The following is a 25,775-nucleotide window of genomic DNA, read 5'->3' on the forward strand; positions in this document are numbered from 1 at the left end:
AAAAGTGCCGGGCAACAGTCATGTCGTAGGGGTGCCGCAACTTGGGTACAGCCGATCGCGTGACGTACGACGCACCGCCCGGGCGCGGGTCGCAAAGGCGGAACATTAGACTCGACAAGCCCGGCAACAGCTCTACTGCAAGGAGGCACGGGTGCCGCTGCTGACCCGCATCAGGGGACCGCGTGATCTGGACCGGCTCAGCCTGGAGCAGCTGGACCAGCTGGCCGAGGAGATCCGGAACTTCCTCGTCGACGCCGTCTCCAAGACCGGCGGCCACCTCGGCCCCAACCTCGGTGTGGTCGAGCTCACCATCGCCCTGCACCGGGTGTTCGACTCGCCGAAGGACAAGGTGCTCTGGGACACCGGACACCAGTCCTATGTGCACAAGCTGCTCACCGGCCGTCAGGACTTCTCGAAGCTGAAGATGAAGGGCGGCCTCTCGGGCTACCCCTCGCAGGCCGAGTCCGAGCACGACGTCATCGAGAACAGCCACGCCTCGACGGTCCTCGGCTGGGCCGACGGCATCGCCAAGTCCCACCAGATCCTCAAACGCGACGACCACGTGGTCGCGGTGATCGGTGACGGGGCGCTGACCGGCGGCATGGCCTGGGAGGCGCTCAACAACATCGCGGCCGCCAAGGACCGCCCGCTGGTCATCGTCGTCAACGACAACGAGCGCTCGTACGCGCCGACCATCGGCGGCCTCGCCGACCACCTGGCCACGCTGCGGACGACGGACGGGTACGAGCGGTTCCTCGCCCGCACCAAGGAGGTCCTGGAGCGGACGCCCGTCGTCGGCAGGCCGCTGTACGAGACCCTGCACGGGGCCAAGAAGGGCCTCAAGGACTTCATCGCGCCCCAGGGCATGTTCGAGGACCTCGGCCTGAAGTACGTCGGTCCGATCGACGGCCACGACATCGAGGCCCTGGAGTCCGCGCTCGCCCGTGCCAAGCGCTTCGGCGGCCCGGTCATCGTGCACTGCCTCACCGAGAAGGGCCGCGGCTACCAGCCCGCCCTCCAGGACGAGGCGGACCGCTTCCACGCCGTCGGCAAGATCCATCCCGACACCGGCCTGCCGATCTCCAGCTCCGGCGCCGACTGGACCTCCGTGTTCGGCGAGGAGATGGTCGAGCTCGGCAAGGAGCGCGAGGACATCGTCGCCATCACGGCCGCGATGCTGCAGCCGGTCGGCCTCGACAAGTTCGCCAAGGCCTTCCCGGAGCGGGTCTACGACGTCGGCATCGCCGAGCAGCACGCCGCCGTCTCCGCGGCGGGCCTCGCCACGGGCGGTGTGCATCCGGTGTTCGCGGTGTACGCCACCTTCCTCAACCGTGCCTTCGACCAGGTCCTCATGGATGTCGCCCTGCACAAGTGCGGGGTGACCTTCGTCCTGGACCGGGCCGGCGTCACCGGCACCGACGGCGCCTCCCACAACGGCATGTGGGACATGTCGATCCTCCAGGTCGTACCGGGGCTGCGGCTGGCCGCGCCGCGTGACGCCGACCAGGTCCGCGCCCAGCTGCGCGAGGCCGTCGCCGTCGACGACGCGCCGACCGTGGTCCGCTTCTCCAAGGGCGCCGTCGGCCCCGCCGTACCCGCCGTGGGCCGCGTCGGCGGCATGGACGTGCTGCGCGAGCCCGGCACCGACACCCCGGACGTGCTCCTCGTCTCCGTGGGCGCGCTGGCGCCCATGTGCCTGGAGATCGCGAACCTCCTCGACAAGCAGGGCATCTCCACCACCGTCGTCGACCCGCGCTGGGTCAAGCCCGTCGACGAGGCCATGGCCCCGCTCGCCGAGCGCCACCGCGTGGTCGTCACCGTCGAGGACAACTCCCGCGTCGGCGGTGTCGGTTCGACGATCGCGCAGGCCCTGCGCGACGCCGGCGTCGACATCCCGCTGCGCGACTTCGGCATCCCGCCGCGCTTCCTCGACCACGCCTCCCGCGCCGAGGTGATGGCGGAGATCGGCCTCACCGCCCCCGACATCGCCCGCCAGGTCACCGGCCTGGTCTCCAGGCTGGACGGCAAGTACGGCAGCACGGCGGCCGAGGTCGACTCGGTGGAGCCCGCGCGCGACTGACACCCCCGAATGGGCCGTTCGTACCACCCTTCACAGTGGTACGAGCGGCCCATTCGCGTGAATCCGCCCGCGTCGGGGCATACGCACTACGCCCCCTCTCGATCATGTCGAGGACGACAAAGCGTGGGAGGTACCCGTGAGCAGCACCCTCTTCCGGACGAAGAAGGTCGAGCAGTCCATCCTCGATACCGAGGAGCCAGAGCACGCGCTCAAGAAATCCTTGTCCGCGCTGGATCTGACCGTCTTCGGCGTCGGCGTCATCATCGGCACCGGCATCTTCGTCCTGACCGGCACCGTCGCCAGGAACAATGCCGGTCCCGCCGTCGCCCTGGCCTTCGTGGTGGCCGGGGTGGTCTGCGCGCTCGCCGCGCTCTGCTACGCCGAGTTCGCCTCCACCGTCCCGGTGGCCGGCTCGGCGTACACCTTCTCGTACGCCTCAATCGGTGAACTGCCCGCCTGGACCATCGGCTGGGACCTGGTCCTGGAGTTCGCGCTCGGCACGGCGGTGGTCGCCGTCGGCTGGTCCGGCTACGTCGCCTCGCTGATGGACAACGCCGGGTGGCAGCTGCCGGAGGCGCTCAGCGGCAGAGACGGGGCCGACGGCTTCGGCTTCGACATCCTCGCCGCCGCGCTCGTCCTGGTGCTCACCGCCATCCTGGTGCTCGGCACCAAGCTCTCCGCGCGTGTCACCTCGCTGGTCGTCGCCATCAAGGTGACGGTCGTCCTGACGGTGATCATCGCCGGTGCCTTCTTCATCAAGGGCGACAACTACGACCCGTTCATCCCGAAGGCGCAGGAGGTGCCGGCGGGCGACAGTCTCCAGTCCCCGCTCATCCAGCTGATGTTCGGCTGGGCGCCCTCCAACTTCGGCGTGATGGGCATCTTCACGGCCGCCTCGGTCGTCTTCTTCGCCTTCATCGGGTTCGACGTCGTCGCCACGGCCGCCGAGGAGACCAAGAACCCGCAGCGGGACATGCCCCGCGGCATCATCGGCTCCCTCGTCATCTGCACCACGCTGTACGTCCTGGTGTCGATCGTCGTGACCGGCATGCAGCACTACACCGAGCTGTCCATCACCGCCCCGCTCGCCGACGCCTTCAAGGCCACCGGACACCCCTGGTACGCGGGCTTCATCAGCTTCGGCGCCGCCGTCGGCCTCACGACCGTCTGCATGATCCTGCTGCTGGGCCAGACCCGCGTCTTCTTCGCGATGAGCCGCGACGGACTACTGCCCCGCTTCTTCTCGCAGGTCCACCCACGGTTCAAGACCCCGCACCGCCCGACCATCCTGCTGGGCGTGCTCATCGCGATCCTCGCCGGTTTCACCCCGCTGAGCGAACTCGCCGAGCTGGTGAACATCGGCACGCTGTTCGCCTTCGTGGTCGTCGCGATCGGCGTGATCATCCTTCGCAGGTCCCGCCCCGACCTGCACCGGGCCTTCCGCACCCCGTGGGTGCCGTTCATCCCGATCCTGTCGGTGTGCGCCTCGCTCTGGCTGATGCTCAACCTGCCCGCCGAGACCTGGCTGCGGTTCGCCATCTGGATGGCGGTCGGTTTCGTCGTGTACTTCCTCTACGGCCGCTCCCACAGCCGTCTGGGCCGGCAGCAGGAGACCGAGGTCGGCCAGGTCGTGAAGCCGCCGAACGGCAGCGAGGGCTAAGCCACCGGTGCTGCGGCCCGCGAGCGCCCGGGCTCCGGCAACGGAGGTCCGGGCGCGTCGTTCGTCAGGTCGGTCTGACGGACCGTGGGCCTGCTACCTCGGCCCCCAACTCGCCGACCTGATGCCGTAGTTCGTGGTCTGTTGTTCCGTCCGGCACCGGGCGGTCGCTCGTCGGTGCTGCGGGCCCGCGAACGCCCGGGCCCCCGAAACGGAGGTCCGGGCGGGTCGTTCGTCAGGTCGGCCTGACGGTCCGTGGACCTGCTACCTCGGCGCCCAACTCGCCGACCCGGCGTCGCAGTTCGCGGTCCGCCGTCACGACCAGGACCGCGCGGTCACCCGCCTGGCCCGTCAGGGCCACGATGTGGTCGTCCCCGCTCCCCGGCGCGGCTTCCACCCGCACGCCCGGTACCGGCTCCACGCCACGGGCCGCGCCCTCGACAACGAGGACGATCTCCACCGCCCCGGAACGCCCCGGCACCCCGTCCGCCGCCAGCCGGTCCCGCAGCCGCTCCGCGGCCCCCCGCCGGTCGCGCCACCACCCGTCGGGCACCGACCCGACGACGTTCGCGGCGTCCACGATCACGAGCAGGGGGGCGTTGTCGTCCATACCGGCCAGGGTCCCACGGCCGATGGGGGAGCCGGGCGCCTGTTCAGTCCTCCCGCCTCTGTTCAGTCCTCCCGCTTCTCGTCGAAGCTCGCGAAGTACGCCGCCACCATGTCCTCGTCGGCGTGCCCCTGCGCGGCCGCCCGCTCCAGCCGCTCGGCGCTCGCGACGGCCACGTCCAGCCGTACGCCGTTCCGCTCGCCCGCCTGGACGATGAGACGGGCGTCCTTGGCGGCGGTGGCCACCCCGAACTGGGCGGGGGAGAGCCGGTCCTCGAGGACGAGCGCGGCCTTGGCGTGCAGATAGCCCATGTCGAGCGGGCCACCCGCGATGAGGTCGAAGAAGTTCTGCGGGTCGACGTCGAGGGCCTGGGAGAGGGCCAGCACCTCGCCGGTCGCCGCGGTGGCGGCGATGACCCAGCTGTTGGCCACCAGCTTCAGCCGCGTGGCGGAACCGGCCGCGCCGTCCTCGCCGGTCCACACCGTCCGGGCGCCGACCGCGTCGAAGACCGGCGTCACCGCGGCCCGACCCTCGTCGGGTCCGGCGGCCAGCACGGTCAGTTGGCCCGCCTCCGCGGGCTGCCGGGTGCCCAGCACCGGCGCGTCGAAGAAGACCAGGTGCTGCTCGCGGGCGAAGTCGGCCAGTTCGCCGATCGCCTCGATGCCCGCGGTCGTCGACTGCGCCCACGCGACGCCGGGACGCAGGCCGGGCACCGCCGCGCGCATCACATCCAGGGCGGCGGGGCCGTCGTACAGCATCGTTAGGACGACGTCGGCGCCCCGCACCGCCTCGGCGGGGGTGCCGGCGACGTACGCGCCGTCGGCGGCGAGGGGTTCGGCCTTGTCACGGGTGCGGTTCCAGGCCCGGACGGTGTGTCCGGCGCGGACGAGGTTGCGGGCCATCGCGGCCCCCATGATCCCGGTGCCGAGAACGCTCACGGTGCGGGTGTCGGTCATGACGTCAACTTCCTGTCCTCGTACGGTGCCGACTGCTGCCGACCAGCCTGCCCGATCGAAGCGGAAGCCGGCGGGGCGCCTCCCCGCACCCGGGGCCAGGCGGTGTCGGGAAACCCCCTCCGCTTAGAGTGAACCGGTGAACGGCGACTGGCTCCTACGCGGCCGAGACGGCCGCCTCAGTGTGTATCTGCCCGCGGGCGACGCCGTCCTGTGCCGCGCGGAGCGCGGGCCCGGCGGGTCGTGGGAACCCGCCCGCCGGGTGGGCGGCGGCCAGAAGCTGCAGCCCGTGCTCGCGGTCGGCCAGGGCGCCGACGGCTACGCCCATCTGGTCTCCTGGCGGCCCACCGCCTCCGGCGAGTGTGCCCTGGTGCACTCCACGCACTTCCGGCCCCGGCTCGCCGCCCTCGACTGGCTGTCGATCGGGCAGCCCGACAAGAAGGGCGCCCGCACCGGTACGCCCGCCGTCGCGGTCGACGCGCAGGGCCGCGCCCATGTCTTCGTGCGGAACAAGGGCGGCGGCGTGAGCATGGTCGCCCAGAAGGAGAAGGGCGGCTGGGACCCCTGGCGCGACCTCAAGGGGAGCGACGTACAGGAGGACTTGGCGGCCGTGACGGGGGAGTCCGGACGCGTCGAGCTGTACGCGGCCGTACCCGGCGGCCTCCTGCACTGGCGGCAGGAGAAGCCGGGCGCCCAGCCGGTCCTGGAGGAGACGATCGAGGCCCCGGTGCGCCCCGGCACACTGCGCGCCCTCGCCACCTCTCCGGAAAGCACGACTCTCTTCTTCGCCGACACCTCCGGCGACCTGTGCGCCTGGCGGCCCGGCGCCAAACCGGTCACGCTCCTCGCCTCCGCCGGACCCGGCCCGGTCTCCGCCGTCCGCTGCGAACTCGACGGCCACGACTGCACGTTGATCGCCCAACGCTCCGCGAGCGGCCGGGTGGCGTTCGCCGCGTACCCCACCGAGCATGAGTCGGCGGGCGCCTGGTGGACCGAGTCGGGGCCCCAGCTCCCCGCGGACGCCGAGGTGTGCCTGGCCGTCGACGAGGACGACCGGGTCGTCGCGGCGACGCTGTCACCCTCGTCCGGTCAACTGCTCCTGACCCGCCGCAAGGACGAGCCGGGGCTGGCGCTCACGGCTTGGCGGGAGGTCTGAGCGGCAAAGGGAGCAGGACGCGGGTGCGCACATCCTATGATGGGCCCGCCCGGCCACTCGTACAAAGGTTCGAGATGCCGGACACGTCAGCAATCACATCTCCAACGCACTTACGCGGAAAGCGAGTTGGCCCATGGCAATGGGGCGAAGAGTGTTCCTGGGCGGGTTCACCGCGGGCGCGGTGACCGTCGCCCTAGGCAGTGCGGACACCGCAGCCGCCGCCGAGCCGACCACGACGTTCGCCGGCCCGGTGACCGCTCAGAAGTTCTACACCGACGCCACCGCGGAGTCCGCGTACTTCAAGACGACGTCGACGGACCACGCGACGACCGTCTATCAGGCGGCCACGTCGGGCAGCGGCGCGGCCCTGAACGTGTCCTCCGAGAATCCGGACACCTCGGCGATGTACCTGAAGGGCAAGGAGACTGCGAACGGCACCCTCAAGATCACTCACGTGGGACACGCCGACGGCTCCGACTCCTGGGGCTCCGCCCTGTCGATCGACCTGAAGACGGCGGGGACCGCGGCCCAGGGCATCTACGTGTTCGCGTCCGCGCCGACCAAGGGCGCTCTGCTCACGCTGCGGAACAACACGGGGCTGGACGACTTCGTCGTCAAAGGCACCGGCCTGATCGGCGTCGGCATCGACCGCGGCGGCACCGTGCGCGGCCAGGTGCACGTGGTCCAGCGCACCAAGGCACCCGCGCTCGTCGTCCAGGGCGTGACCCAGATCACCGATGTCGCCACGCCTCCGGCCGCGCCCGACTACACGGTCGGCGGGGGCCAGCTGTACGCGGAGGCCGGTGCGCTGAAGTGGCGCAGCTCCAGCGGCAGAGTCACCACGCTGGCCGAGGCGTAAGGGAAGCGAAGATGCAACTGACCCCCGAGGAACTCATCTCGGAGTTCCACGACGCCGTCATGGAGCTGTACTTCGCCCGAAAGCGCATAGCCGTTCTGGAGGCCGAGAACGACGAGCTGAGGGCCAGGCTCGAAGCCGTGGAGAAGAGCGACGCATGAGAAGAGGGCCTGCGCGATCGGCGCAGGCCCTCTTCACGTCCTTACGGCGGTTACGGTTACGCCGGAACCGACGCCACGCCCGGAGCCAGGAACCGCTTCCCGGTCACGCGCTCGGAGACACCCTCGCGGTCCAGGTACGGCGTGATGCCGCCCAGGTGGAAGGGCCAGCCGGCGCCCGTGATCAGGCAGAGGTCGATGTCCTGGGCCTCGGCGACGACGCCCTCGTCGAGCATGAGCCCGATCTCCTGCGCCACCGCGCCCAGGACGCGGTCACGGACCTGCTCCTCCGTCAGGACCACATCGCCCTGCTTGAGCAGCGCGGCGACCTCGGGGTCGAGCTCCGGCTTCCCGGAGTCGTACACGTAGAAGCCGCGCTTGCCCGCCTTGACGACGGCCGCGAGGTTCGGGGAGACCGTGAAGCGGTCCGGGAAGGCCCGGTTGAGGGTCTCGGACACGTGCAGACCGATCGCGGGACCGACCAGCTCCAGGAGCACCAGCGGGGACATCGGCAGACCGAGCGGCTCGACGGCCTTCTCGGCGACCTCGACCGACGTGCCCTCGTCGATGACGTTCTGGATCTCGCCCATGAAGCGGGTGAGGATGCGGTTCACGACGAACGCCGGGGCGTCCTTCACCAGTACCGCGGTCTTCTTCAGCTTCTTGGCGACACCGAACGCGGTGGCGAGGGAGGCGTCGTCGGTCTGCTCGCCGCGGACGATCTCGAGCAGCGGCAGGATCGCGACCGGGTTGAAGAAGTGGAAGCCCACGACCCGCTCGGGGTTCTTCAGCTTCGACGCCATCTCGGTGACCGACAGCGAGGAGGTGTTGGTGGCGAGGATCGCGTGCGCCGGGGCGACCGCCTCGACCTCCGCGAACACCTGCTGCTTGACGCCGATCTCCTCGAACACGGCCTCGATGATGAAGTCCGCGTCGGAGAAGCCCTCGGCCTTGTCCAGCACACCGGTCACCAGCGCCTTGAGGCGGTTGGCCTTGTCCTGGTTGATACGGCCCTTGCCGAGCAGCTTGTCGATCTCGGCGTGGACGTAGCCGACACCCTTGTCGACGCGCTCCTGGTCGATGTCGGTCAGCACGACCGGCACCTCCAGGCGGCGCAGGAACAGCAGCGCGAGCTGCGAGGCCATGAGGCCCGCGCCCACGACGCCCACCTTCGTCACCGGACGCGCCAGGTTCTTGTCCGGCGCACCCGCCGGACGCTTGGCGCGCTTCTGGACGAGGTTGAACGCGTAGATCCCGGCGCGCAGTTCGCCGCCCATGATCAGGTCGGCGAGCGCCTTGTCCTCGGCGTCGTAGCCCTGCTGGAGGTCGCCGTTCTTGGCGGCGGCGATGATGTCGAGGGCGCGGTAGGCGGCCGGAGCCGCCCCGTGCACCTTGCTGTCCGCGATGAACCGGCCCTTGGCGACGGCCTGGTCCCAGGCCTCGCCGCGGTCGATCACCGGACGCTCGACCTCGACGTCGCCCTTGAGGACGTTGGCCGTCCAGAGCAGCGACTGCTCCAGGAAGTCGGCGCCCTCGAAGATCGCGTCGGCGATACCGAGGTCGAGGACCTGCTGACCCTTGAGCTGCTTGTTCTGGTTGAGCGAGTTCTCGATGATCACCGAGACGGCCTTGTCGGCACCGATCAGGTTCGGCAGCAGGGTGCAGCCGCCCCAGCCCGGTACCAGACCGAGGAAGACCTCGGGGAGCGAGAAGGCGGCGATCGCCTTCGACACCGTGCGGTACTTGCAGTGCAGGCCGACCTCGACGCCACCGCCCATGGCCGCGCCGTTGTAGTACGCGAAGGTCGGCACAGCCAGGGCAGAGAGCCGCTTGAAGACCTCGTGACCGCCCTTGCCGATGGCGAGCGCGTCGTCGTGGTTCTTCAGGAGCTCGACGCCCTTGAGGTCCGCGCCGACCGCGAAGATGAACGGCTTGCCGGTGATGCCGACACCGACGATCTCGCCGGCCGCGGCCTCCTTCTCGACCTGGTCGACGGCGGTGTTGAGGTTCGCCAGCGAGGCCGGGCCGAAGGTGGTCGGCTTGGTGTGGTCCAGGCCGTTGTCAAGGGTGATGAGCGCGAAACGGCCCGCACCGAACGGCAGGTCGAGGTGGCGTACGTGCGCGGACGTCACGACCTCGTCGGGGAACAGCTCGGCCGCGCCCTTCAGGAGTTCAGCGGTGCTCACTTGTCGCCTCCGGCGTCCTTGTGGTGCGGGTTCTCCCAGATGACCGTGGCGCCCATGCCGAAGCCGACGCACATGGTGGTGAGGCCGTAACGGACCTCCGGCTGCTCCTCGAACTGGCGGGCCAGCTGCGTCATCAGCCGGACGCCGGAGGAGGCCAGCGGGTGACCGTAGGCGATCGCACCGCCGTACTGGTTGACGCGCGCGTCGTCGTCCGCGATGCCGTAGTGGTCGAGGAAGGCCAGGACCTGGACGGCGAAGGCCTCGTTGATCTCGAAGAGGTTGATGTCCTCGATGGCGAGGCCCGCCTTGGCGAGGGCCTTCTCGGTGGCCGGGATCGGGCCGTAGCCCATGACCTCCGGCTCGACGCCCGCGAAGGCGTACGAGACCAGGCGCATCTTGACCGGCAGGTTGTTCTCGCGGGCGAAGTCCTCGCTCGCGATGAGGGAGGCGGTCGCACCGTCGTTCAGACCGGCCGCGTTGCCGGCGGTGACCCGCCCGTGCACACGGAACGGCGTCTTGAGACCGGCCAGGTTCTCCAGGGTGGTCCCCGGGCGCATCGGCTCGTCGGCGGTGACCAGGCCCCAGCCCGTCTCACCGGCCTCCGGGTTCGTCCGGCGTACGGAGATCGGGACCAGGTCGGCCTGGATCTTGCCGTTGGCGTACGCCTTGGCGGCCTTCTCCTGCGAGCGCACCGCGTACTCGTCGGCGCGCAGCTTGGTGATCTGGGGGTAGCGGTCGTGCAGGTTCTCGGCGGTCATGCCCATGAACAGGGCGGACTCGTCGACCAGCTTCTCGCTGACGAACCGCGGGTTCGGGTCCACGCCCTCGCCCATGGGGTGGCGGCCCATGTGCTCGACACCACCGGCGACGGCGACGTCGTACGCGCCGAAGGCGACACTGCCCGCGACCGAGGTCACGGCGGTCAGCGCACCGGCGCACATGCGGTCGATGGAGTAGCCGGGGACCGACTGGGGGAGACCGGCGAGGATGCCCGCGGTGCGGCCGAGGGTCAGGCCCTGGTCGCCGATCTGCGTGGTCGCGGCGATGGCGACCTCGTCGATCTTCTTCGGGTCGAGACCGGGGTTGCGCCGCAGCAGCTCCCGGATCGCCTTCACGACGAGGTCGTCGGCACGGGTCTCGTGGTAGATGCCCTTCGGGCCCGCCTTGCCGAACGGGGTACGGACGCCGTCTACGAAGACGACGTCCCTGACGGTACGAGGCACGATGGCTCTCCTCCAGAATGCGGGACGGCTCTACTGCTGCGATGCGCTGAGCGCGCGCTCAGAACCCATGCTACTTGTGGGTAACCAGGCTGCCCAGTCCCCCCGCCCCAAGCGGTGAAGGTCACACCTTCGGGGGAGCCGTGGATCCCCGCGGAGTCAGCACCGGAGTGGGCACCGGATGCGACCCCGGCCCCTCTCCCGTGATCACCCCGAACAGCGTCCGCGCCGCCTCCGCGCCGAATCCGTGCACGTCGTGGCTCATAGCGGAGAGGGGCGGATGCGTGATCCGGCACAGCTGGGAGTCGTCCCAGGCGAGCAGGGACACGTCGTCCGGCACGCTCAGCCCCATCTCCGCCGCCACCGCCAGCCCGGCCACCGCCATGATGTCGTTGTCGTACACGATGGCCGTCGGCCGGTCGGGGGCCGCCGCCGTCAGCAGCGACCGGGTCGCCCGCGCCCCCGCCTCCCCGGAGTAGTCGGTGGCCACCTGCCAGGCCCCGGCCAGCTCCAGGGCGCGGGCCGCCTCGTCGAAGGCGGCGGTCCGCATGGAGGTGTGCCCGAGGGTCGCCGCACCCCCCACCCGGGCGATCCGCCGGTGCCCGAGCGCGGCGAGATAGCGCACCGCCTCCGTCACCGCGGTGGCGTCCTCGGTCCACACGGAGGTGAGGCTGCCCGTCAGCGACGGATGCCCGACCGCGACCACCGGCATCCCGAGCCGCTCGACCGTCGCCACCCGGGGATCGTCCGCGCGGAAGTCCACGAGGATCGACCCGCCGATCTGCCGCCCCCGCCACCAGGACTCCTGCAGCCCGACCTCCTCCTCCAGGCTGCGTACGAGCCTCAGCAGCAGCGAGCAGGAGTGCTCGGTCAGGACACTCTCCACGCCCGAGACGAACTCCATGTAGAAGGGTTCGAGCCCGAGCAGCCGGGCCGGCCGGCAGATCGCCAGCCCCACCACGTCCACCCGCGATCCGGCCAGCGTCCGCGCGGTCGGGCTCGGCGCCCACCCCAGCTCCCGCGCGGCCCGGAAGATCCGGTCCCGGGTCGCCTCCGACAGCCCCGGCTTCTGGTTGAAGGCGAGCGACACGGCACCCTTGGACACGCCGGCACGCGCGGCGACCTCCTTGATGGTGACGCGGGGGGTCGGCGTTGCCGTCATCGGCCGGTCTCCATGCAGTACAGGGCTGAACGTGCCTTCTCGGCATCCGGAGTCTGCCAGCCGCGCACCCCGATGGTGACCCGTTCGCCGGGCAGCAGCGTGATCAGTCCCCGCTCGGCCCGCGCCGCCGGCTCCAGCCGGTCGGCCTGCAGTAGCAGATCCCGTACGAGGGTGTGGGCCCGCACCTCGATCCCGCCCGGCACGATTGCCACCTCGAACTCGGGGCGCGGATACGGCACTTCGAGGTCCGGCACCGGGAAGTACAGGGCACGCAGCCCGTCGTCCGCGTCCGCGACGAGGAACTCCTTGGGCCCGACGGGCTCCAGCTCGCGCGGGACGCCGACGTCGGCGACGGACCGCCTCCCGGCGGTGAAGGGAACGCGGGACGACCCGATCACGCCACCCTCGACGGACATCCGCCGCAGGGTCAGCGCACCGGACCATTCCTCCGCCGACTGGTTCACGACGGCCAACGCCATGGAAATGCCGCGCACTTGAAACGTGAGCAACCGGTCCGCGTACACCCGCCGCAGCTCGTGGTACAGCGGCTTCTCCCGCCCGTCCCCGTCGATCGCCGCCCAGGAGGTCACCGGCCAGCAGTCGTTGAGCTGCCACACGACCGTCCCCGCGCACACCGGCCAGTGCGAGCGCCAGTGCTCGATCCCGGCGGCGACCGCCCGCGCCTGGTTGACCTGCGTCAGGTAGTGCCAGCGGTCGAAGTCGCCCTCGGGCACGGCGAAATGGCGGGCCAGGCCCCGCTCCAGCTTGCCGTTGCCGTCGTCCGCCTTCTGGTGGTGCAGCATGCCGGGGGAGTCGGACGCGAGCTCCTCGCCCGGCAGCGCCCGCCGCAACGTGGCGTACGCGGGCGGCCCCTGCCAGCCGAACTCGGCGACGAACCGGGGCACGTTCGCGCGGTACTCCGCGTAGTCCTCCCGGTTCCACACCTCCCACGAGTGATGCGTACCGTGCGCCGGATCGTTCGGATGCCGGTCCCACGACCCCGACCACGGACTGCCCGCCGCATACGGCCGGGTCGGATCCAACTCGGCCACCACACGCGGCAGTACGCCCAGGTAGTACCCCTCGCCCCAGGAGTCCCCGGCCAGCCGCTCCTCCCAGCCCCAGTCCCGGAACCCCCACAGGTTCTCGTTGTTGCCGTTCCACAGCACCAGCGAGGGATGCGGCATCAGCCGTACGACGTTCTCGCGCGCCTCCGCCTCGACCTCGCCCCGCAGCGGCTGCTCCTCCGGGTAGGCCGCGCACGCGAAAGGGAAGTCCTGCCAGACCAGCAGCCCGAACTCGTCGCAGGCGTCGTAGAAGTCCTCGCTCTCGTAGATCCCCCCGCCCCACACCCGCACGAGGTCCACACCGGCGTCGGCCGCCTGCCGCAGCCGCTCCCGGTACCGGTCCCGGCCGATCCGGGACGGGAACACGTCGTCCGGAATCCAGTTCACGCCGCGCGCGAAGAGCCGCTCGCCGTTGACGACGAAGGTGAACCCGGAGCCGTGCGCGTCGGGCCGCCGGTCCAGCTCGACGGTCCGGAAGCCGATCCGGCGCCGCCACCCGTCCAGCGCGCGGTCCTCGTGCAGAAGCGTCAACTCGACGTCGTACAAAGGCTGTTCGCCATACCCCCGCGGCCACCACAACCGCACGTCCGGCACGTCCAGCCGTACGACCCCCCGCGTCCCGTCGATCCGGGCACGCGTCCGCACTCCGCCGACCGTCACCTCCACGGACAGCTCGGCCTCGACCCGGGAGCGCTCGACGTCCACGTGCAACTCGACCCGCCCCACGCCGTCCTCGACGGTCACCAGCGGCCGCACCCGCGCCACCCTGGCCGTCGACCACCGCTCCAGCCGGACCGGCCGCCAGAGCCCGGCCGTGACCAGGGTCGGCCCCCAGTCCCAGCCGAAGGAGCAGGCCATCTTGCGGATGTACTGATAGGGCTCGGCGTACGCGGCGGGCCGCTCGCCCAGCGTCCCGCGCACCGCCTCCGCCTCGGCGTACGCGGAGCCGAACCGCACCGAAAGACGTCCGCCGAGCCCGGTCACGTCGAAGCGGTACGAGCGGTGCATGTTCCTCGTGCGGCCCAGGAGCCGACCGTCGAGGCGGATCTCGGCCGCGGTGTCGAGACCGTCGAAGACGAGGTCGGTCTGCTCGTGCCCGTTCGTCGCCGCGAGCTGCGTCTCGTACGTCCACTCCCGCCGCCCCACCCACGCCACCTCGGCCTCGTTGCGCCCGAGAAAGGGATCCGGGATCACCCCCGCCGCCAGCAGTTCGGTGTGCACACAGCCCGGCACCGAGGCCGGCAGCGCCTCCCCCTCGTGGTGCAGGATCCAGCCCTCGGTGAGCGGTGTGGCCTCCAGCATGCGCGCTCCTAAACCGTTTCAGCCGTGTACGCGGTCCCATGTTTGCAGCCTTGGCGAAATAGGGACTTTACCGGTTCAGAAAGCGCTGTCAGAGTGCCGAATCAGCCAACCCAGCAATCCGCACGTGCTCGTCCGTCCCTGGAACGTCCCTAGAACGGAGCTGATGCACATGAACCGCCGTCACATCCTCGCCATCGCCGTGTCAGCCGCCCTGCTGGTCCCCGGCTGCACCGGCACCGGAGGCACCTCGAAGGGCGCCGACGCCAAGGCACCCGACGACCCGTCGAAGGTCACCGGAACCATCAAGGTCCTCACCCAGCGCACCGATCTGGTCACCGACGGCACGATGAAGAAGTACGCCGCCGAGTTCAACAAGACGTACCCGAAGGTCAAGGTCGAGTTCGAGGCCCTCACGAACTACGAGACCGAAGTCAAGATCCGTATGAACACGGAGAACTACGGCGATGTGCTGCTGATCCCCGCGGTCATCAAGAAGGACGACTACCCGAGGTTCTTCGCCTCGCTGGGCACCGAGGCGGAGCGCAGCAAGAAGTACCTGTTCACCGACTACACCACCGTCGACGGCAAGGTCTACGGCCAGAGTCCGATCGGCGTGATCCCCGGCTTCCTCTACAACAAGAGGGTCTGGCAGGAGGCCGGCGTCACCGACTGGCCCGCCACCCCGGCCGAGTTCCTCACCGACCTCAAGGCGATCAAGTCCAGGACGGACGCGGTGCCCTACTACACCAACTTCGCCGCCCAGTGGCCGCTGTCCCAGTGGACGCAGGTCAACGGCTCGGTCAGCTGCGACCCCCAGGCGTCGACGAAGCTCGCCGAGAGCGACCCGTGGGCCGAGGGCGCCGACCTGCGCGTCGGCGACAAGCTCCTGTACGACACCGTGCACGAGGGCCTGATCGAGAAGGACCCGACGACCACCAACTGGGAGGAGTCCAAGCCCCGGTTGGCGAAGGGCGAGCTCGCCACCCAGTGGCTCGGCACCTGGGCGATCGTCCAGTTCCAGGACGCTGCCCGGCAGGCCGGGACCAGCCCCGACGACATCGGGTTCATGCCCTTCCCGTCCAAGGTGGACGGGAAGTTCTGCGCCGTGATGGCGCCCGACTACAACCAGGCCGTCAACGTCCACTCCAAGAACAAGCCGGCCGCCCGCGCCTGGATCGACTGGTTCACCGACAAGTCCGGCTACGACAAGGACAACCTGGCCATCTCGCCCCTCAAGGACGCGCCGCTGCCCGAGGTGCTGAAGCCGTACGAGGACGAGGGTGTGAAGCTCATCGAGCTGGACGACAGCGCGGGAGCCAAGGTCAAGCAGATCGACAACCAGTCCGAGGTCGGCATCTACGCCCCCGAGTACCGCCAGAACCTCGTCGACCTCGCCCGCGGCGCGAAGAAGGGCAGCCTGGACGACTTCTTCGCCGACCTCAGCAAGCGCTGGACGCAGACGCAGCAGACGCTGGGGTCCTGATGACGGACACCACCCAGAAGGCGACCGTGAAGGCCGCCCCGGGGGCGGCGCCCGCCGCCCCCGTCCCGGCCCCCGCACCACGCAGGACGCGCGTATGGCGCGGAGTGACGCCCTGGCTCTTCCTGATCGCCCCGCTCGCCCTGCTGATCACCTTCACGTACGCGCCGATCGCCAACATGCTGGCGTACAGCTTCACCGACTGGGACGGCGTGAGCCCCGAGCTGCACTACACGGGCGTCGAGAACTACACGGAGATCTTCACCAGGGAGGACCTCTTCCGGGTCTTCTTCGTCAGCGGCTACTACCTCGCCGCCTCCGCGGTCCAGATCGTCGCCGCGCTCTACTTCGCGACGATCCTCAGCTTCAATCTCCGCTTCCGGAACTTCTTCAAGGGCGTGCTCTTCTTCCCGTACCTGATCAACGGGGTCGCGATCGGCTTCGTCTTCCTCTACTTCTTCCAGGACGGCGGCACCCTCGACTCGGTCCTGTCCCTCTTCGGCGTCCACACGGACCACGCCTGGCTGGGCACACCGGTCTCCGCCAACACATCCCTCGCCGGCGTCTCGATCTGGCGCTACCTGGGCCTGAACTTCGTGCTGTTCCTCGGCGCGATCCAGTCCATTCCCGGGGAGCTGTACGAGGCGGCCGAACTGGACGGGGCGAACCGCTGGCACCAGTTCCGCTACATCATCGCGCCCGGCATCAAGCCGGTCCTCACCCTGACGGTGATCCTGTCCATCTCCGGCTCGCTGTCCGCCTTCGAGATCCCGTACATCATGACCGGCGGGGCGACCGGCACCGAGACCTTCGTGATCCAGACGCTGAACCTGGCCTTCCGCTTCAACAAGACGGGGCTCGCCTCGGCCGCCGCGGTCGTGCTGCTGCTGATCATCCTGCTGGTGACCTGGGTGCAGCGCCGCCTCGTCCCGGACGACAAGGTGGACCTCGCATGACACGCCGCACCGTGGCCCGCACCCTCGTGTACCTCTCGCTGATCGCCGCGACGATCCTCGTCCTGCTCCCGCTCGGCGTGGTCCTGCTCACCTCCCTCAAGTCCTCGAAGGAGTTGGCGGGCGGCAGCGGCGCGCTCTCGCTCCCCGACAGCCTCTTCAACGTCGACAACTACGTGACGGCGTTCCAGGACGGCCGCATGCTCACGGCGTTCACCAACACGGCGATCATCCTGGTCGTCGCCATCGGGGGCACCGTCCTCATCGGCTCGATGACGGCCTACGCCATCGACCGCTTCACCTTCCGCTTCAAGAAGCTGGTGGTCGCTCTCTTCCTGGTGGCCGCGCTGGTCCCCGGGGTGACCACCCAGGTGGCGACCTTCCAGATCGTCAACAGCTTCGGCATGTTCGACTCCCTGTGGGCGCCGATCGCGCTCTACATGGGCACGGACATCGTCTCGATCTACATCTTCCTGCAGTTCGTACGGTCCATCCCGATCTCCCTCGACGAATCGGCCCGCCTCGAGGGCGCCAACGCCTTCACGATCTACCGGAAGATCATCTTCCCGCTGCTCAGGCCCGCGATCGCGACGGTCGTCATCGTGAAGGGCATCACCGTCTACAACGACTTCTACATCCCCTTCCTCTATATGACCTCCGAAGATCTTGGCGTGATCTCGACGTCCCTTTTCCGCTTCCGCGGCCCCTACGGCGCCCACTGGGAGGTGATATCGGCGGGAGCGGTCCTGGTGATCCTGCCGACCCTGATCGTGTTCCTGTCGTTGCAGCGGTTCATCTACAACGGCTTCATGCGAGGAGCGACCAGGTGAGGCGCTTTGCTTTCAGGGGCGCGGGGAACTGCGCGAGCAACCACAACGGACCCGCAGCCGCCGTACGCGAGAAGCCCTACGGCGGCCAGGCGGACAAGGCTAGGCGGACAACGCGGCCACAAGAACCGGCGTGACCTGCTCGACCTGCCAAGGCCGCGCCCCGAACCCCGCAAGCGCGGCCCTCACAGACTCGGCGCTGACAACCCCCGGCGGCTCCCAGCAAACCCGCCGAACCGTGTCCGGTGCGATCAGGTTCTCCTGCGGCATGTTGAGCGCCTCGGCCAGCGCGGACACCGCCGCACGCGCCGCGGACAACCGAGCCGCGGCGGCCGGATCCTTGTCGGCCCAGGCCCGCGGCGGCGGCGGCCCGGTCACCGCCTGCCCCGGCTGCGGCAGCTGGGCGTCCGTGAGCGCCTTCGCCCGGTCCACCGCCGCCTGCCACTGCTCCAGCTGCCGCCGACCCATCCGGTGCCCGAACCCGTTCAACGCGGCGAGCCCCTGCGCGTCGACCGGAAGGGAGAGCGCGGCCTCCACGATGGCCGCGTCGGACAGCACCTTGCCCGGCGACACGTCCCGCCGCTGCGCGATCCGGTCCCGGGTCTGCCACAGCTCCCGTACGACGGCCAGCTGCCGCCGCCGGCGCACCTTGTGCATGCCGGACGTGCGTCGCCACGGATCCTTGCGGGGCTCCGGCGGCGGCGCCGAGGCGATCGCGTCGAACTCCTCGCGGGCCCACTCCAGCTTGCCCTGCCGGTCGAGCTCCTTCTCCAGCGCGTCCCGCAGGTCGACGAGGAGCTCCACGTCCAGGGCTGCGTAGCGCAGCCACGGCTCGGGCAGCGGGCGGGTGGACCAGTCGACGGCCGAGTGGCCCTTCTCCAGGACGAAGCCGAGGACGCCCTCGACCATGGCGCCGAGGCCCACCCGGGGGAACCCGGCGATCCGGCCGGCCAGCTCGGTGTCGAACAGCTGCGTGGGGACCATGCCTATTTCGCGCAGACACGGCAGGTCCTGGGTGGCCGCGTGCAGCACCCACTCGACGCCGGCCAGGGCCTCGCCGAGGCCGGAGAGGTCGGGGCAGGCCACGGGGTCGATCAGCGCGGTGCCCGCGCCCTCGCGGCGCAGCTGTACGAGGTAGGCGCGCTGGCCGTAGCGGTAGCCGGACGCCCGCTCGGCGTCCACGGCCACCGGGCCGGAGCCGGCGGCGAAGGCGGCGATCACCTCGGCGAGCGCGTCCGCGTCGGCGATGACCGGCGGGATCCCTTCGCGCGGCTCGAGCAAAGGGATCGGTTCGGGGCCCGGGTCGGGGCCGGTATCAGGGTTCGGCGCCTCCGTAGCAGAAGATCCGCCGTCGTCCGGAGGGGCGCCTCCGGTGGTTCGCAGTGTGCTGTCTGCTGCGGTGTCTTGGGCGTCGGTCACATGTCAAGGGTATCTGTGTATGGACAGCGCCCGCCGACGGAACGTTCCGTCGACGGGCGCTTGAGGGTCGTAAACCAGTCAGCTCGGTGAAAGATCCGGTTCACGACGGGGGGAGGGGTACGTGGTGGGGGATCAGCGGCCGATCCCCTTCACGCCTGTGAAAGGGCGGAGTCAGTGGATGATGCCGGTCCGCAGGGCCACGGCGACCATGCCGGCGCGGTCTCCGGTGCCGAGCTTGCGGGCGATGCGGGCAAGGTGGCTCTTGACGGTCAGGGCCGACAGGCCCATCGAGACGCCGATCGCCTTGTTGGACTGGCCCTCCGCGACCAGTCGCAGCACCTCGACCTCACGGCCGGACAGTTCGCGGTAGCCACCCGGGTGACTCGGGGCACCCGGGGGGCGGCGGTGCATACGGGCGGCGGCGGCTCCGATGGGGGCGGCACCCGGTCGGGTGGGGAGCCCGACGTTGGTGCGGGTGCCGGTGACGACGTAGCCCTTCACACCGCCGGCCAGGGCGTTGCGTACGGCGCCGATGTCGTCGGCGGCGGAAAGGGCGAGGCCGTTGGGCCAGCCCGCGGCGCGGGTCTCCGACAGCAGGGTGAGGCCGGAGCCGTCGGGCAGATGGACGTCGGCGACACAGATGTCGCGGGGGTTGCCGATGCGGGGACGAGCCTCCGCGACGGACGAGGCCTCGATGACGTCGCGCACACCGAGCGCCCACAGGTGGCGGGTGACGGTGGAGCGGACGCGGGGGTCGGCCACGACCACCATGGCGGTCGGCTTGTTCGGGCGGTAGGCGACCAGGCTTGCGGGCTGCTCGAGGAGAACGGACACCAGGCCTCCTGGGTGGGGGACGAACCATGCTTTGAAGGTCACAGACGTCTTCGGCACCAAACCCGTTTGGCTTTAGAGAATGATCACGATTTAGTGAGTAACAATCCGTGCAATTCGGACACGCGATCGATCATTCGAAGATCGAACGGGTTCATTCTGTGTCGATACGCGGCCGAAAGTGGCCGTATCGACAAAGTGATTGCCAAGAATGCCCCGCTGTCAGCGCGACTGCGGGCCGCGTCGCTGCGGCAGCGTGACCACCGACGCGTCGCCCGGCCCGGCCGGCGGCAGGCCGGCGATCTGGGCGAGCAGGTCGCACCAGGAGGCCAGGTGGGCCGCGGTGTCCGGAACGCCCCCCAGGCCCTCGCGAGGCGTCCAGGAGGCGCGGATCTCGATCTGGGAGGCGGCCGGCCGTTCGGACAGGCCGCCGAAGTAGTGGGAGCTCGCGCGGGTGACCGTGCCGCTCGGCTCGCCGAACGCCTGGCCGCGCGCCGTGAGCGCACCGGTGAGCCACGACCAGCACACCTCGGGCAACAGCGGATCGGACGCCATCTCCGGCTCCAGCTCCGCCCGCACCAGCGTCACCAGCCGGAAGGTGCCCCGCCAGGCGTCGTGCCCGGCCGGGTCGTGCAGCAGCACCAGCCGGCCGTCGGCCAGGTCCTGGTCGCCGTCGACGACCGCCGCCTCCAGCGCGTACGCGTACGGCGCGAGCCGCTGCGGCGCGCGCGTCGGCTCGATCTCGACCTGCGGCCGCAGCCGCGCGGCCCTGAGCGCGTCGACAGCCGCCCGGAAGGGCAGCGGATCCGTGCCGCTCGTATGCAGGTCCTCCTCCTTCGCGTCGTCCATTCCGTCAGCGCCGTCCGACAGTCGTCCCTGAGCCGCAGCCATGCGGGGAAGATTAAAGGGAACGGGGGCTTCGTGCAGGGAGGACACCCTGTTGCCCGGTGTCGGGGTTGCCGTCCGGGCCGGGCCGGGCCCCGTGCGAGACTTGCCCCGTGAGTGCCAACGAGAGCCCCGCGACGCCGCAGCAGACAGCCACGTACGAGTCCGCCTTCATGAAGGCGTGCAGGCGCGAGCCCGTGCCGCACACCCCGGTGTGGTTCATGCGGCAGGCCGGGCGCTCACTGCCGGAGTACCGCAAGGTGCGCGACGGCATCCCGATGCTCGAGTCCTGCACGCGGCCCGAGCTGGTCACCGAGATCACCCTCCAGCCGGTGCGCAGGCACAACGTGGACGCGGCGATCTACTACAGCGACATCGTCGTCCCGCTCAAGGCCATCGGCGTCGACCTCGACATCAAGCCCGGCGTCGGCCCGGTCGTCGAACGCCCGATCCGCACCCGCGAGGACCTCGCCCAGCTGCGTGACCTGATCCCCGAGGACGTGTCGTACGTCACCGAGGCGATCGGGCTGCTGACCCGCGAGCTCGGCTCCACCCCCCTCATCGGGTTCGCCGGCGCGCCGTTCACCCTCGCGAGCTACCTCGTCGAGGGCGGCCCCTCGCGTACGTACGAGAACGCCAAGGCGATGATGTACGGCGACCCCGAACTGTGGGCCGACCTGCTCGACCGCCTCGCGGACATCACGGCCGCCTTCCTCAAGGTGCAGATCGAGGCGGGCGCGAGCGCCGTCCAGCTGTTCGACTCCTGGGCCGGCGCGCTGGCCCCCGCCGACTACCGCCACTCGGTGCTGCCCGCCTCCGCGAAGGTGTTCCGCGCGGTCGAGGGGTACGGCGTCCCGCGCATCCACTTCGGGGTCGGCACCGGCGAGTTGCTGGGGCTCATGGGCGAGGCCGGCGCGGACGTCGTCGGAGTCGACTGGCGCGTCCCGCTCGACGAGGCCGCCCGCCGGGTCGGCCCCGGCAAGGCACTCCAGGGCAACCTCGACCCGACCGTCCTGTTCGCCGGCAGGGAGGCCGTCGAGACCAAGACCCGCGAGGTCCTGGACGCGGCGGCCGGCCTCGAGGGCCATGTCTTCAACCTCGGCCACGGCGTCATGCCGTCCACCGACCCGGACGCGCTGACCCGTCTCGTGGAGTACGTCCACACGCAGACCGCGCGCTGAGCCGGTCTCACCAGGTGTGCCGGGGCCGTGCCTTCCTGCCGAAGAGCAGGCCGCGCGGTTCCGGTGGCGGGGGCGTGCCCGGCTTGAGGGGCCAGGCGAGCAGCATGCCCGCGAGGAAGCCGACGATGTGCGCCGCGTACGCCACCGTCCCGGCGTCGGACACGCCGTCACCGGACGAGTAGAACGCCTGCAGCACGAACCAGAACCCGAGCACCAGCCACGCCGGCAGTCGCAGCGGCAGGAAGACCAGGAACGGGACGAGCACCCAGACCCTGGCCTTCGGGTACAGCACGAGATAGGCGCCCAGGACCCCGGCGATCGCCCCCGACGCGCCGATCAGGGGGTCGGCCGAGTCGGCGTTGAGGACCGCGAAGCCGTACGACGCCGCGTAGCCGCAGACGACGTAGAAGAGCGCGAACCGCACGTGTCCCATGCGGTCCTCGATGTTGTTGCCGAAGATCAGCAGGAAGAGCATGTTGCCGAGCAGGTGCAGCCAGCCGCCGTGCAGGAACATCGCAGTGAGGACCGACAGTTCGGGGGACTTGTCGTAACCCGGCGGGCCCACCACGCAGCCCGCGCCCTGCGGACCTACGGCGACATCGCCCGTCGGCACCACGCGCGGCAGCTGATGGTGGATCAACTCCTGTGGCACCGCCGCGTAGTGGTCCAGGAACGCCTGGAGGTGGCACAGCTGGGCCAGGCTGCTGTCCCCGGCCACGGAGCCGGCGAGGCCGGGCATGGACAGGAACACGAGGACGTTCGCGGCGATCAGCGCGTACGTCACCACGGGGGTGCGCCGCGCCGGGTTCACGTCATGGACGGGGATGACCACAAGGAAGTACTGCCCCCGATGCGGTCGGTGAATCGGTGAACGCCGTCCGCCGCGCGTGCGTATGTCTCCTCAACCGCCCGCGGCACGGGGAAGGCGCTCGCGGGGACGACGTGAGGAACAGGCGATGAACGACCGAGTTACTCCTCCGATGCACGCCCTGCCGGACGGCGAGGCCGAGATCTCCTTGGTGCTGCGCCTGCCGTGGGAGGACGTGGCCAGGCTCGGCCAGGAGGCCGGACGGCTGGCCTCCCAGATGCAGCGACCGGTGACCCTCGACGAGGCGGTGAGCAACCGGCTGCGGTCCGCGCGGCCGGCGGCCTCCCACGCGAAGCCCGCGGGCGAGCAGCCGACGCCCATGCCCACGAGCGCGTCCGTCTCGTCGCTGCCGCCGCGGCCCCCGGCCGATCAGGCGCGGCAGGCCATCGAGCGGATCAACGGGTCGGCGTAGCGGCCCGGCGAGCAGCAGTCCCTCAAGAGGCCCGCACTTTCACCGCTGCCTTGCGGGCGGCCACCAGCACGGGGTCCCACACCGGTGAGAACGGCGGCGCGTAGCCCAGGTCCAGGGCCGTCATCTGTTCCACCGTCATGCCGGCCGTCAGCGCCACCGCGGCGATGTCGACGCGCTTGCCCGCGCCCTCCCGGCCCACGATCTGCACGCCGAGCAGCCGCCCCGTGCGGCGCTCGGCGAGCATCTTCACCGTCATGGGGGAGGCATCGGGGTAGTAGCCCGCGCGGCTGGTCGACTCGATGGTGACCGACTCGAATTGCAGGCCCACCCTGAGCGCGTCCTTCTCGCGCAGGCCGGTGCGGGCGATCTCCAGGTCGCAGACCTTGCTGACCGCCGTGCCGACGACGCCCGGGAACGTGGCGTAGCCGCCTCCGGCGTTGGTGCCGATGACCTGGCCGTGCTTGTTGGCGTGGGTGCCGAGCGCGATGTGCCGCTCCTGGCCGGACACCAGGTCGAGGACCTCGACGCAGTCGCCGCCGGCCCACACGTTCTGCTGCCCGCGCACCCGCATCGCGAGGTCGGTCAGCAGCCCGCCGTGGTTGCCGAGGGGCAGCCCCGCGGCCTTCGCCAGCCCCGTCTCGGGCCGTACGCCGATACCGAGCACCACCACGTCCGCCGGGTACTCGGCGTCGTCCGTGACCACCGCCCGCACCCGGCCGTCGTCACCCGTGAGCAGCTTGGTCACCTCGGCGTCGTTGACCATGGTGATGCCCAGGCCCTCCATGGCCTCGTGCACCAGGCGGCCCATGTCCGGGTCGAGCGTGGACATGGGCTCCTTGCCGCGGTTGACGACCGTCACCTCATACCCGCGGTTGATGAGCGCCTCGGCCATCTCGACGCCGATGTAGCCGGCGCCGACGACGACCGCGCGCCGACCACGCGTGCGTGCCAGCGTGTCCAGCAGCGCCTGCCCGTCGTCGAGGGTCTGCACGCCGTGCACCCCAGGGGCGTCGGCCCCCGGCAGGTCCGGGCGGATCGGGCGGGCGCCGGTCGCGATCACGAGCTTGTCGTACGACGTCCAGGACTCGGCCCCGGAATCGACGTCACGCGCGCGTACCCGCCCCCGCCCGACGTCGATCTCCGTGACCTCGGTGCGCATCCGCAGGTCGATGTCGCGGGCCCGGTGCTCCTCGGGCGTCCGCGCGATCAACTGGTCCCGCTCGGTGACGTCGCCGCCCACCCAGTACGGGATGCCGCACGCCGAGTAGGACGTGAAGTGGCCGCGCTCGAACGCCACGATCTCCAACTCGTCGGGGCCCTTCATGCGACGGGCCTGCGACGCCGCGGACATGCCCGCGGCGTCGCCGCCGATCACCACCAGACGCTCGGCCCCAGAGCCCGTCCTACGGCCCGTCCCACGGCTCGCTCCGCTCATGCTCATGCGAACACGCTACGGGGCCAGGGCATTTCGGTCTGCCCGGTTCTCCGGGCCGGCTCAGTTCTCCTCGCCGCCCTCCCGAGGACGGGTGGGCTCCGGCGCGGTCCTGGCTGTCGGCAGCGGGCCCAGCGCGGTCGTCGCGGACGCCGTGGCGGGACGACGGGGCATCCGGGGCCGGATGAGACGCAGCCACACGAGAAGGACCAGCACGATGACCGCCGCGAACGGAAGCACCGCGGCGATCGCCACCACGATCCAGCGCAGCATCGTCACGAGCGCGTCCCAGCCGCCCGTCAGCGCGTCGAGGACCCCGGGATCCTCGTCCTCCTTCGGGGCCACCTTCACCGGCGTCTCCGACAGGTTCAGGGTGATGGTCGCCAGGCCGGCGCGGTCCTTCAAGGACGCCTGCCGGGCCAGCAGCGACTCCAGGTCGGCCTGGCGGGTGCTCAGCTCGCCCTCCAGTGTCACCACGTCGCTCAGCTTGGTCGCCTGGTCCATCAGCTCGCGGATCCGCGCCACGCTCGCGCGCTGCGAGGTGATGCGGCTCTCCACGTCGACGACCTGGTCGGTGACGTCCTGCGCCTTCGCCGTGCGCTCCAGGAGCTTGCCCGAGCCCTCCAGGTCGGCGAGGACCTCCTCGTACTCGTCGACCGGCACGCGCAGCACCACGTGCGTCTGCTCGTGGCCCTCCTCGTCCCGGGACGTGGTCTCGTTGCCGACGTAGCCGCCCGCGTTCTCGATGGTGGTGCGGGCCTCGGCGAGGGACTTCGACACGTCCTTGACCTGCACGGTCAGGGAGGCGGTACGGATGATGTGGTTCGTGGAGATCTTGGGCGGGGCGGTCGCCTTGGCGCCGCTGCCGCTGTCGCTGTCCGCGGCGCCGCCGGGAGCGACCTCCTTCGCCTCGCTCTGCGCGGCGGCCTCGTCTTTGGCCGTGCCGGCACCGGAATCACTGCTGTCGGCACCACCGCTGCAGCCGGTCAGCGCGAGGGCCGCGGCCAGCAGGACCCCGGCCAGGGTCTGGACGGGTCGTACGGAACGTCGTGTGCGCATGTGGGCGTACCCCCGAGGGTTGTG

At 70.5% G+C, this 25,775-nt stretch carries 22 protein-coding genes; 10 read left to right on the forward strand and 12 right to left on the reverse strand.

The window, feature by feature from the left end:
- Nucleotides 1-151 precede the first annotated feature (151 nt).
- Both dxs and QFZ76_RS37825 read left to right on the forward strand, forming a co-directional pair.
- Entirely contained in the window at nucleotides 152-2,080 is a 1,929-nt protein-coding gene (gene dxs / locus QFZ76_RS37820) for a 1-deoxy-D-xylulose-5-phosphate synthase (protein WP_307677884.1), read from the forward strand.
- A gap of 136 nt (nucleotides 2,081-2,216) precedes the next feature.
- The gene (locus tag QFZ76_RS37825; protein WP_307677885.1) at nucleotides 2,217-3,740 is read left to right on the forward strand and encodes an amino acid permease; all 1,524 of its coding nucleotides are present in this window, start codon (nucleotides 2,217-2,219) and stop codon (nucleotides 3,738-3,740) included.
- A gap of 232 nt (nucleotides 3,741-3,972) precedes the next feature.
- Here the strand turns inward: QFZ76_RS37825 and QFZ76_RS37835 are convergent, their stop codons facing one another.
- Both QFZ76_RS37835 and QFZ76_RS37840 read right to left on the reverse strand, forming a co-directional pair.
- Nucleotides 3,973-4,347 (reverse strand): NTP pyrophosphohydrolase, encoded by a 375-nt coding sequence (locus tag QFZ76_RS37835; RefSeq protein ID WP_307677886.1) that lies wholly within the window; start codon nucleotides 4,345-4,347, stop codon nucleotides 3,973-3,975.
- 62 nt (nucleotides 4,348-4,409) lie between these two features.
- A complete protein-coding gene (locus tag QFZ76_RS37840) occupies nucleotides 4,410-5,300 on the reverse strand; it encodes an NAD(P)-dependent oxidoreductase (protein ID WP_307677887.1) in 891 nt (296 codons plus the stop codon).
- 136 nt (nucleotides 5,301-5,436) lie between these two features.
- Between QFZ76_RS37840 and QFZ76_RS37845 the strand changes: the two genes are divergently transcribed.
- The 3 genes from QFZ76_RS37845 to QFZ76_RS37855 all read left to right on the forward strand — a co-directional run bounded on the left by QFZ76_RS37845 (nucleotide 5,437) and on the right by QFZ76_RS37855 (nucleotide 7,470).
- Nucleotides 5,437-6,453, forward strand: a complete 1,017-nt coding sequence (locus QFZ76_RS37845; RefSeq protein ID WP_307677888.1) for a hypothetical protein — start codon at nucleotides 5,437-5,439, stop codon at nucleotides 6,451-6,453.
- 139 nt (nucleotides 6,454-6,592) lie between these two features.
- Entirely contained in the window at nucleotides 6,593-7,312 is a 720-nt protein-coding gene (locus QFZ76_RS37850; protein ID WP_307677889.1) for a hyaluronoglucosaminidase, read from the forward strand.
- An 11-nt stretch (nucleotides 7,313-7,323) separates the two neighbouring features.
- Complete coding sequence (locus tag QFZ76_RS37855) at nucleotides 7,324-7,470, forward strand: hypothetical protein (protein WP_307677890.1); 147 nt, start codon at nucleotides 7,324-7,326, stop codon at nucleotides 7,468-7,470.
- Between the two features lie 56 nt (nucleotides 7,471-7,526).
- Here QFZ76_RS37855 and QFZ76_RS37860 read toward each other — a convergent pair whose 3' ends face one another.
- The 4 genes from QFZ76_RS37860 to QFZ76_RS37875 form a co-directional block, all read right to left on the reverse strand.
- Entirely contained in the window at nucleotides 7,527-9,653 is a 2,127-nt protein-coding gene (locus QFZ76_RS37860; RefSeq protein ID WP_307677891.1) for a 3-hydroxyacyl-CoA dehydrogenase NAD-binding domain-containing protein, read from the reverse strand.
- Nucleotides 9,650-10,876, reverse strand: coding sequence for an acetyl-CoA C-acyltransferase (locus tag QFZ76_RS37865; RefSeq protein ID WP_266432531.1), 1,227 nt, complete (start codon nucleotides 10,874-10,876; stop codon nucleotides 9,650-9,652). Before QFZ76_RS37865 ends, QFZ76_RS37860 begins: the two co-directional genes overlap by 4 nt.
- A gap of 121 nt (nucleotides 10,877-10,997) precedes the next feature.
- Nucleotides 10,998-12,035 (reverse strand): LacI family DNA-binding transcriptional regulator, encoded by a 1,038-nt coding sequence (locus QFZ76_RS37870; protein ID WP_307677892.1) that lies wholly within the window; start codon nucleotides 12,033-12,035, stop codon nucleotides 10,998-11,000.
- A complete protein-coding gene (locus tag QFZ76_RS37875) occupies nucleotides 12,032-14,404 on the reverse strand; it encodes a glycoside hydrolase family 2 protein (protein ID WP_307677893.1) in 2,373 nt (790 codons plus the stop codon). Before QFZ76_RS37875 ends, QFZ76_RS37870 begins: the two co-directional genes overlap by 4 nt.
- Nucleotides 14,405-14,573: 169 nt before the next feature.
- On the opposite strand from QFZ76_RS37875, the gene QFZ76_RS37880 reads away from it, so the two are divergent.
- From QFZ76_RS37880 to QFZ76_RS37890, 3 genes are read left to right on the forward strand one after another with little or no spacing between them, the layout of a single operon-like run.
- Nucleotides 14,574-15,887 (forward strand): ABC transporter substrate-binding protein, encoded by a 1,314-nt coding sequence (locus tag QFZ76_RS37880; protein ID WP_307677894.1) that lies wholly within the window; start codon nucleotides 14,574-14,576, stop codon nucleotides 15,885-15,887.
- Nucleotides 15,887-16,840: a carbohydrate ABC transporter permease gene (locus QFZ76_RS37885; RefSeq protein ID WP_307677895.1), complete on the forward strand. Its 954-nt coding sequence runs from the start codon at nucleotides 15,887-15,889 to the stop codon at nucleotides 16,838-16,840. The genes QFZ76_RS37880 and QFZ76_RS37885 overlap by 1 nt, the downstream gene beginning before the upstream one ends.
- Complete coding sequence (locus QFZ76_RS37890) at nucleotides 16,837-17,667, forward strand: carbohydrate ABC transporter permease (protein WP_307677896.1); 831 nt, start codon at nucleotides 16,837-16,839, stop codon at nucleotides 17,665-17,667. Before QFZ76_RS37885 ends, QFZ76_RS37890 begins: the two co-directional genes overlap by 4 nt.
- Nucleotides 17,668-17,766: 99 nt before the next feature.
- Here the strand turns inward: QFZ76_RS37890 and QFZ76_RS37895 are convergent, their stop codons facing one another.
- From QFZ76_RS37895 to QFZ76_RS37905, 3 genes are all read right to left on the reverse strand, one after another.
- Complete coding sequence (locus tag QFZ76_RS37895; protein WP_307677897.1) at nucleotides 17,767-19,083, reverse strand: ribonuclease D; 1,317 nt, start codon at nucleotides 19,081-19,083, stop codon at nucleotides 17,767-17,769.
- Nucleotides 19,084-19,254: 171 nt separating this feature from the next.
- The gene (locus QFZ76_RS37900; RefSeq protein ID WP_053751649.1) at nucleotides 19,255-19,917 is read right to left on the reverse strand and encodes a response regulator transcription factor; all 663 of its coding nucleotides are present in this window, start codon (nucleotides 19,915-19,917) and stop codon (nucleotides 19,255-19,257) included.
- A gap of 219 nt (nucleotides 19,918-20,136) precedes the next feature.
- Entirely contained in the window at nucleotides 20,137-20,805 is a 669-nt protein-coding gene (locus tag QFZ76_RS37905; protein WP_307677898.1) for a DUF3000 domain-containing protein, read from the reverse strand.
- A gap of 107 nt (nucleotides 20,806-20,912) precedes the next feature.
- On the opposite strand from QFZ76_RS37905, the gene hemE reads away from it, so the two are divergent.
- On the forward strand, nucleotides 20,913-21,980 hold the full coding sequence (gene hemE, locus QFZ76_RS37910) for a uroporphyrinogen decarboxylase (protein ID WP_307677899.1): 1,068 nt from the start codon (nucleotides 20,913-20,915) through the stop codon (nucleotides 21,978-21,980).
- Nucleotides 21,981-21,987: 7 nt separating this feature from the next.
- On the opposite strand, the gene QFZ76_RS37915 is transcribed toward hemE, so the two are convergent.
- Nucleotides 21,988-22,812 (reverse strand): rhomboid family intramembrane serine protease, encoded by an 825-nt coding sequence (locus QFZ76_RS37915; protein ID WP_307677900.1) that lies wholly within the window; start codon nucleotides 22,810-22,812, stop codon nucleotides 21,988-21,990.
- 124 nt (nucleotides 22,813-22,936) lie between these two features.
- Here QFZ76_RS37915 and QFZ76_RS37920 point away from each other — a divergent pair, with 124 nt between their 5' ends.
- A complete protein-coding gene (locus QFZ76_RS37920; protein ID WP_307677901.1) occupies nucleotides 22,937-23,260 on the forward strand; it encodes a hypothetical protein in 324 nt (107 codons plus the stop codon).
- Between the two features lie 22 nt (nucleotides 23,261-23,282).
- Here QFZ76_RS37920 and QFZ76_RS37925 read toward each other — a convergent pair whose 3' ends face one another.
- Both QFZ76_RS37925 and QFZ76_RS37930 read right to left on the reverse strand, forming a co-directional pair.
- Nucleotides 23,283-24,701: an FAD-dependent oxidoreductase gene (locus QFZ76_RS37925; RefSeq protein ID WP_307677902.1), complete on the reverse strand. Its 1,419-nt coding sequence runs from the start codon at nucleotides 24,699-24,701 to the stop codon at nucleotides 23,283-23,285.
- Nucleotides 24,702-24,755: 54 nt separating this feature from the next.
- Nucleotides 24,756-25,751, reverse strand: a complete 996-nt coding sequence (locus tag QFZ76_RS37930; protein WP_307677903.1) for a DUF4349 domain-containing protein — start codon at nucleotides 25,749-25,751, stop codon at nucleotides 24,756-24,758.
- Between the last annotated feature and the right edge of the window lie 24 nt (nucleotides 25,752-25,775).

The sequence above is a fragment of the Streptomyces sp. V4I2 genome (assembly GCF_030817655.1).
GTDB classification, from domain to species: domain Bacteria; phylum Actinomycetota; class Actinomycetes; order Streptomycetales; family Streptomycetaceae; genus Streptomyces; species Streptomyces plumbiresistens.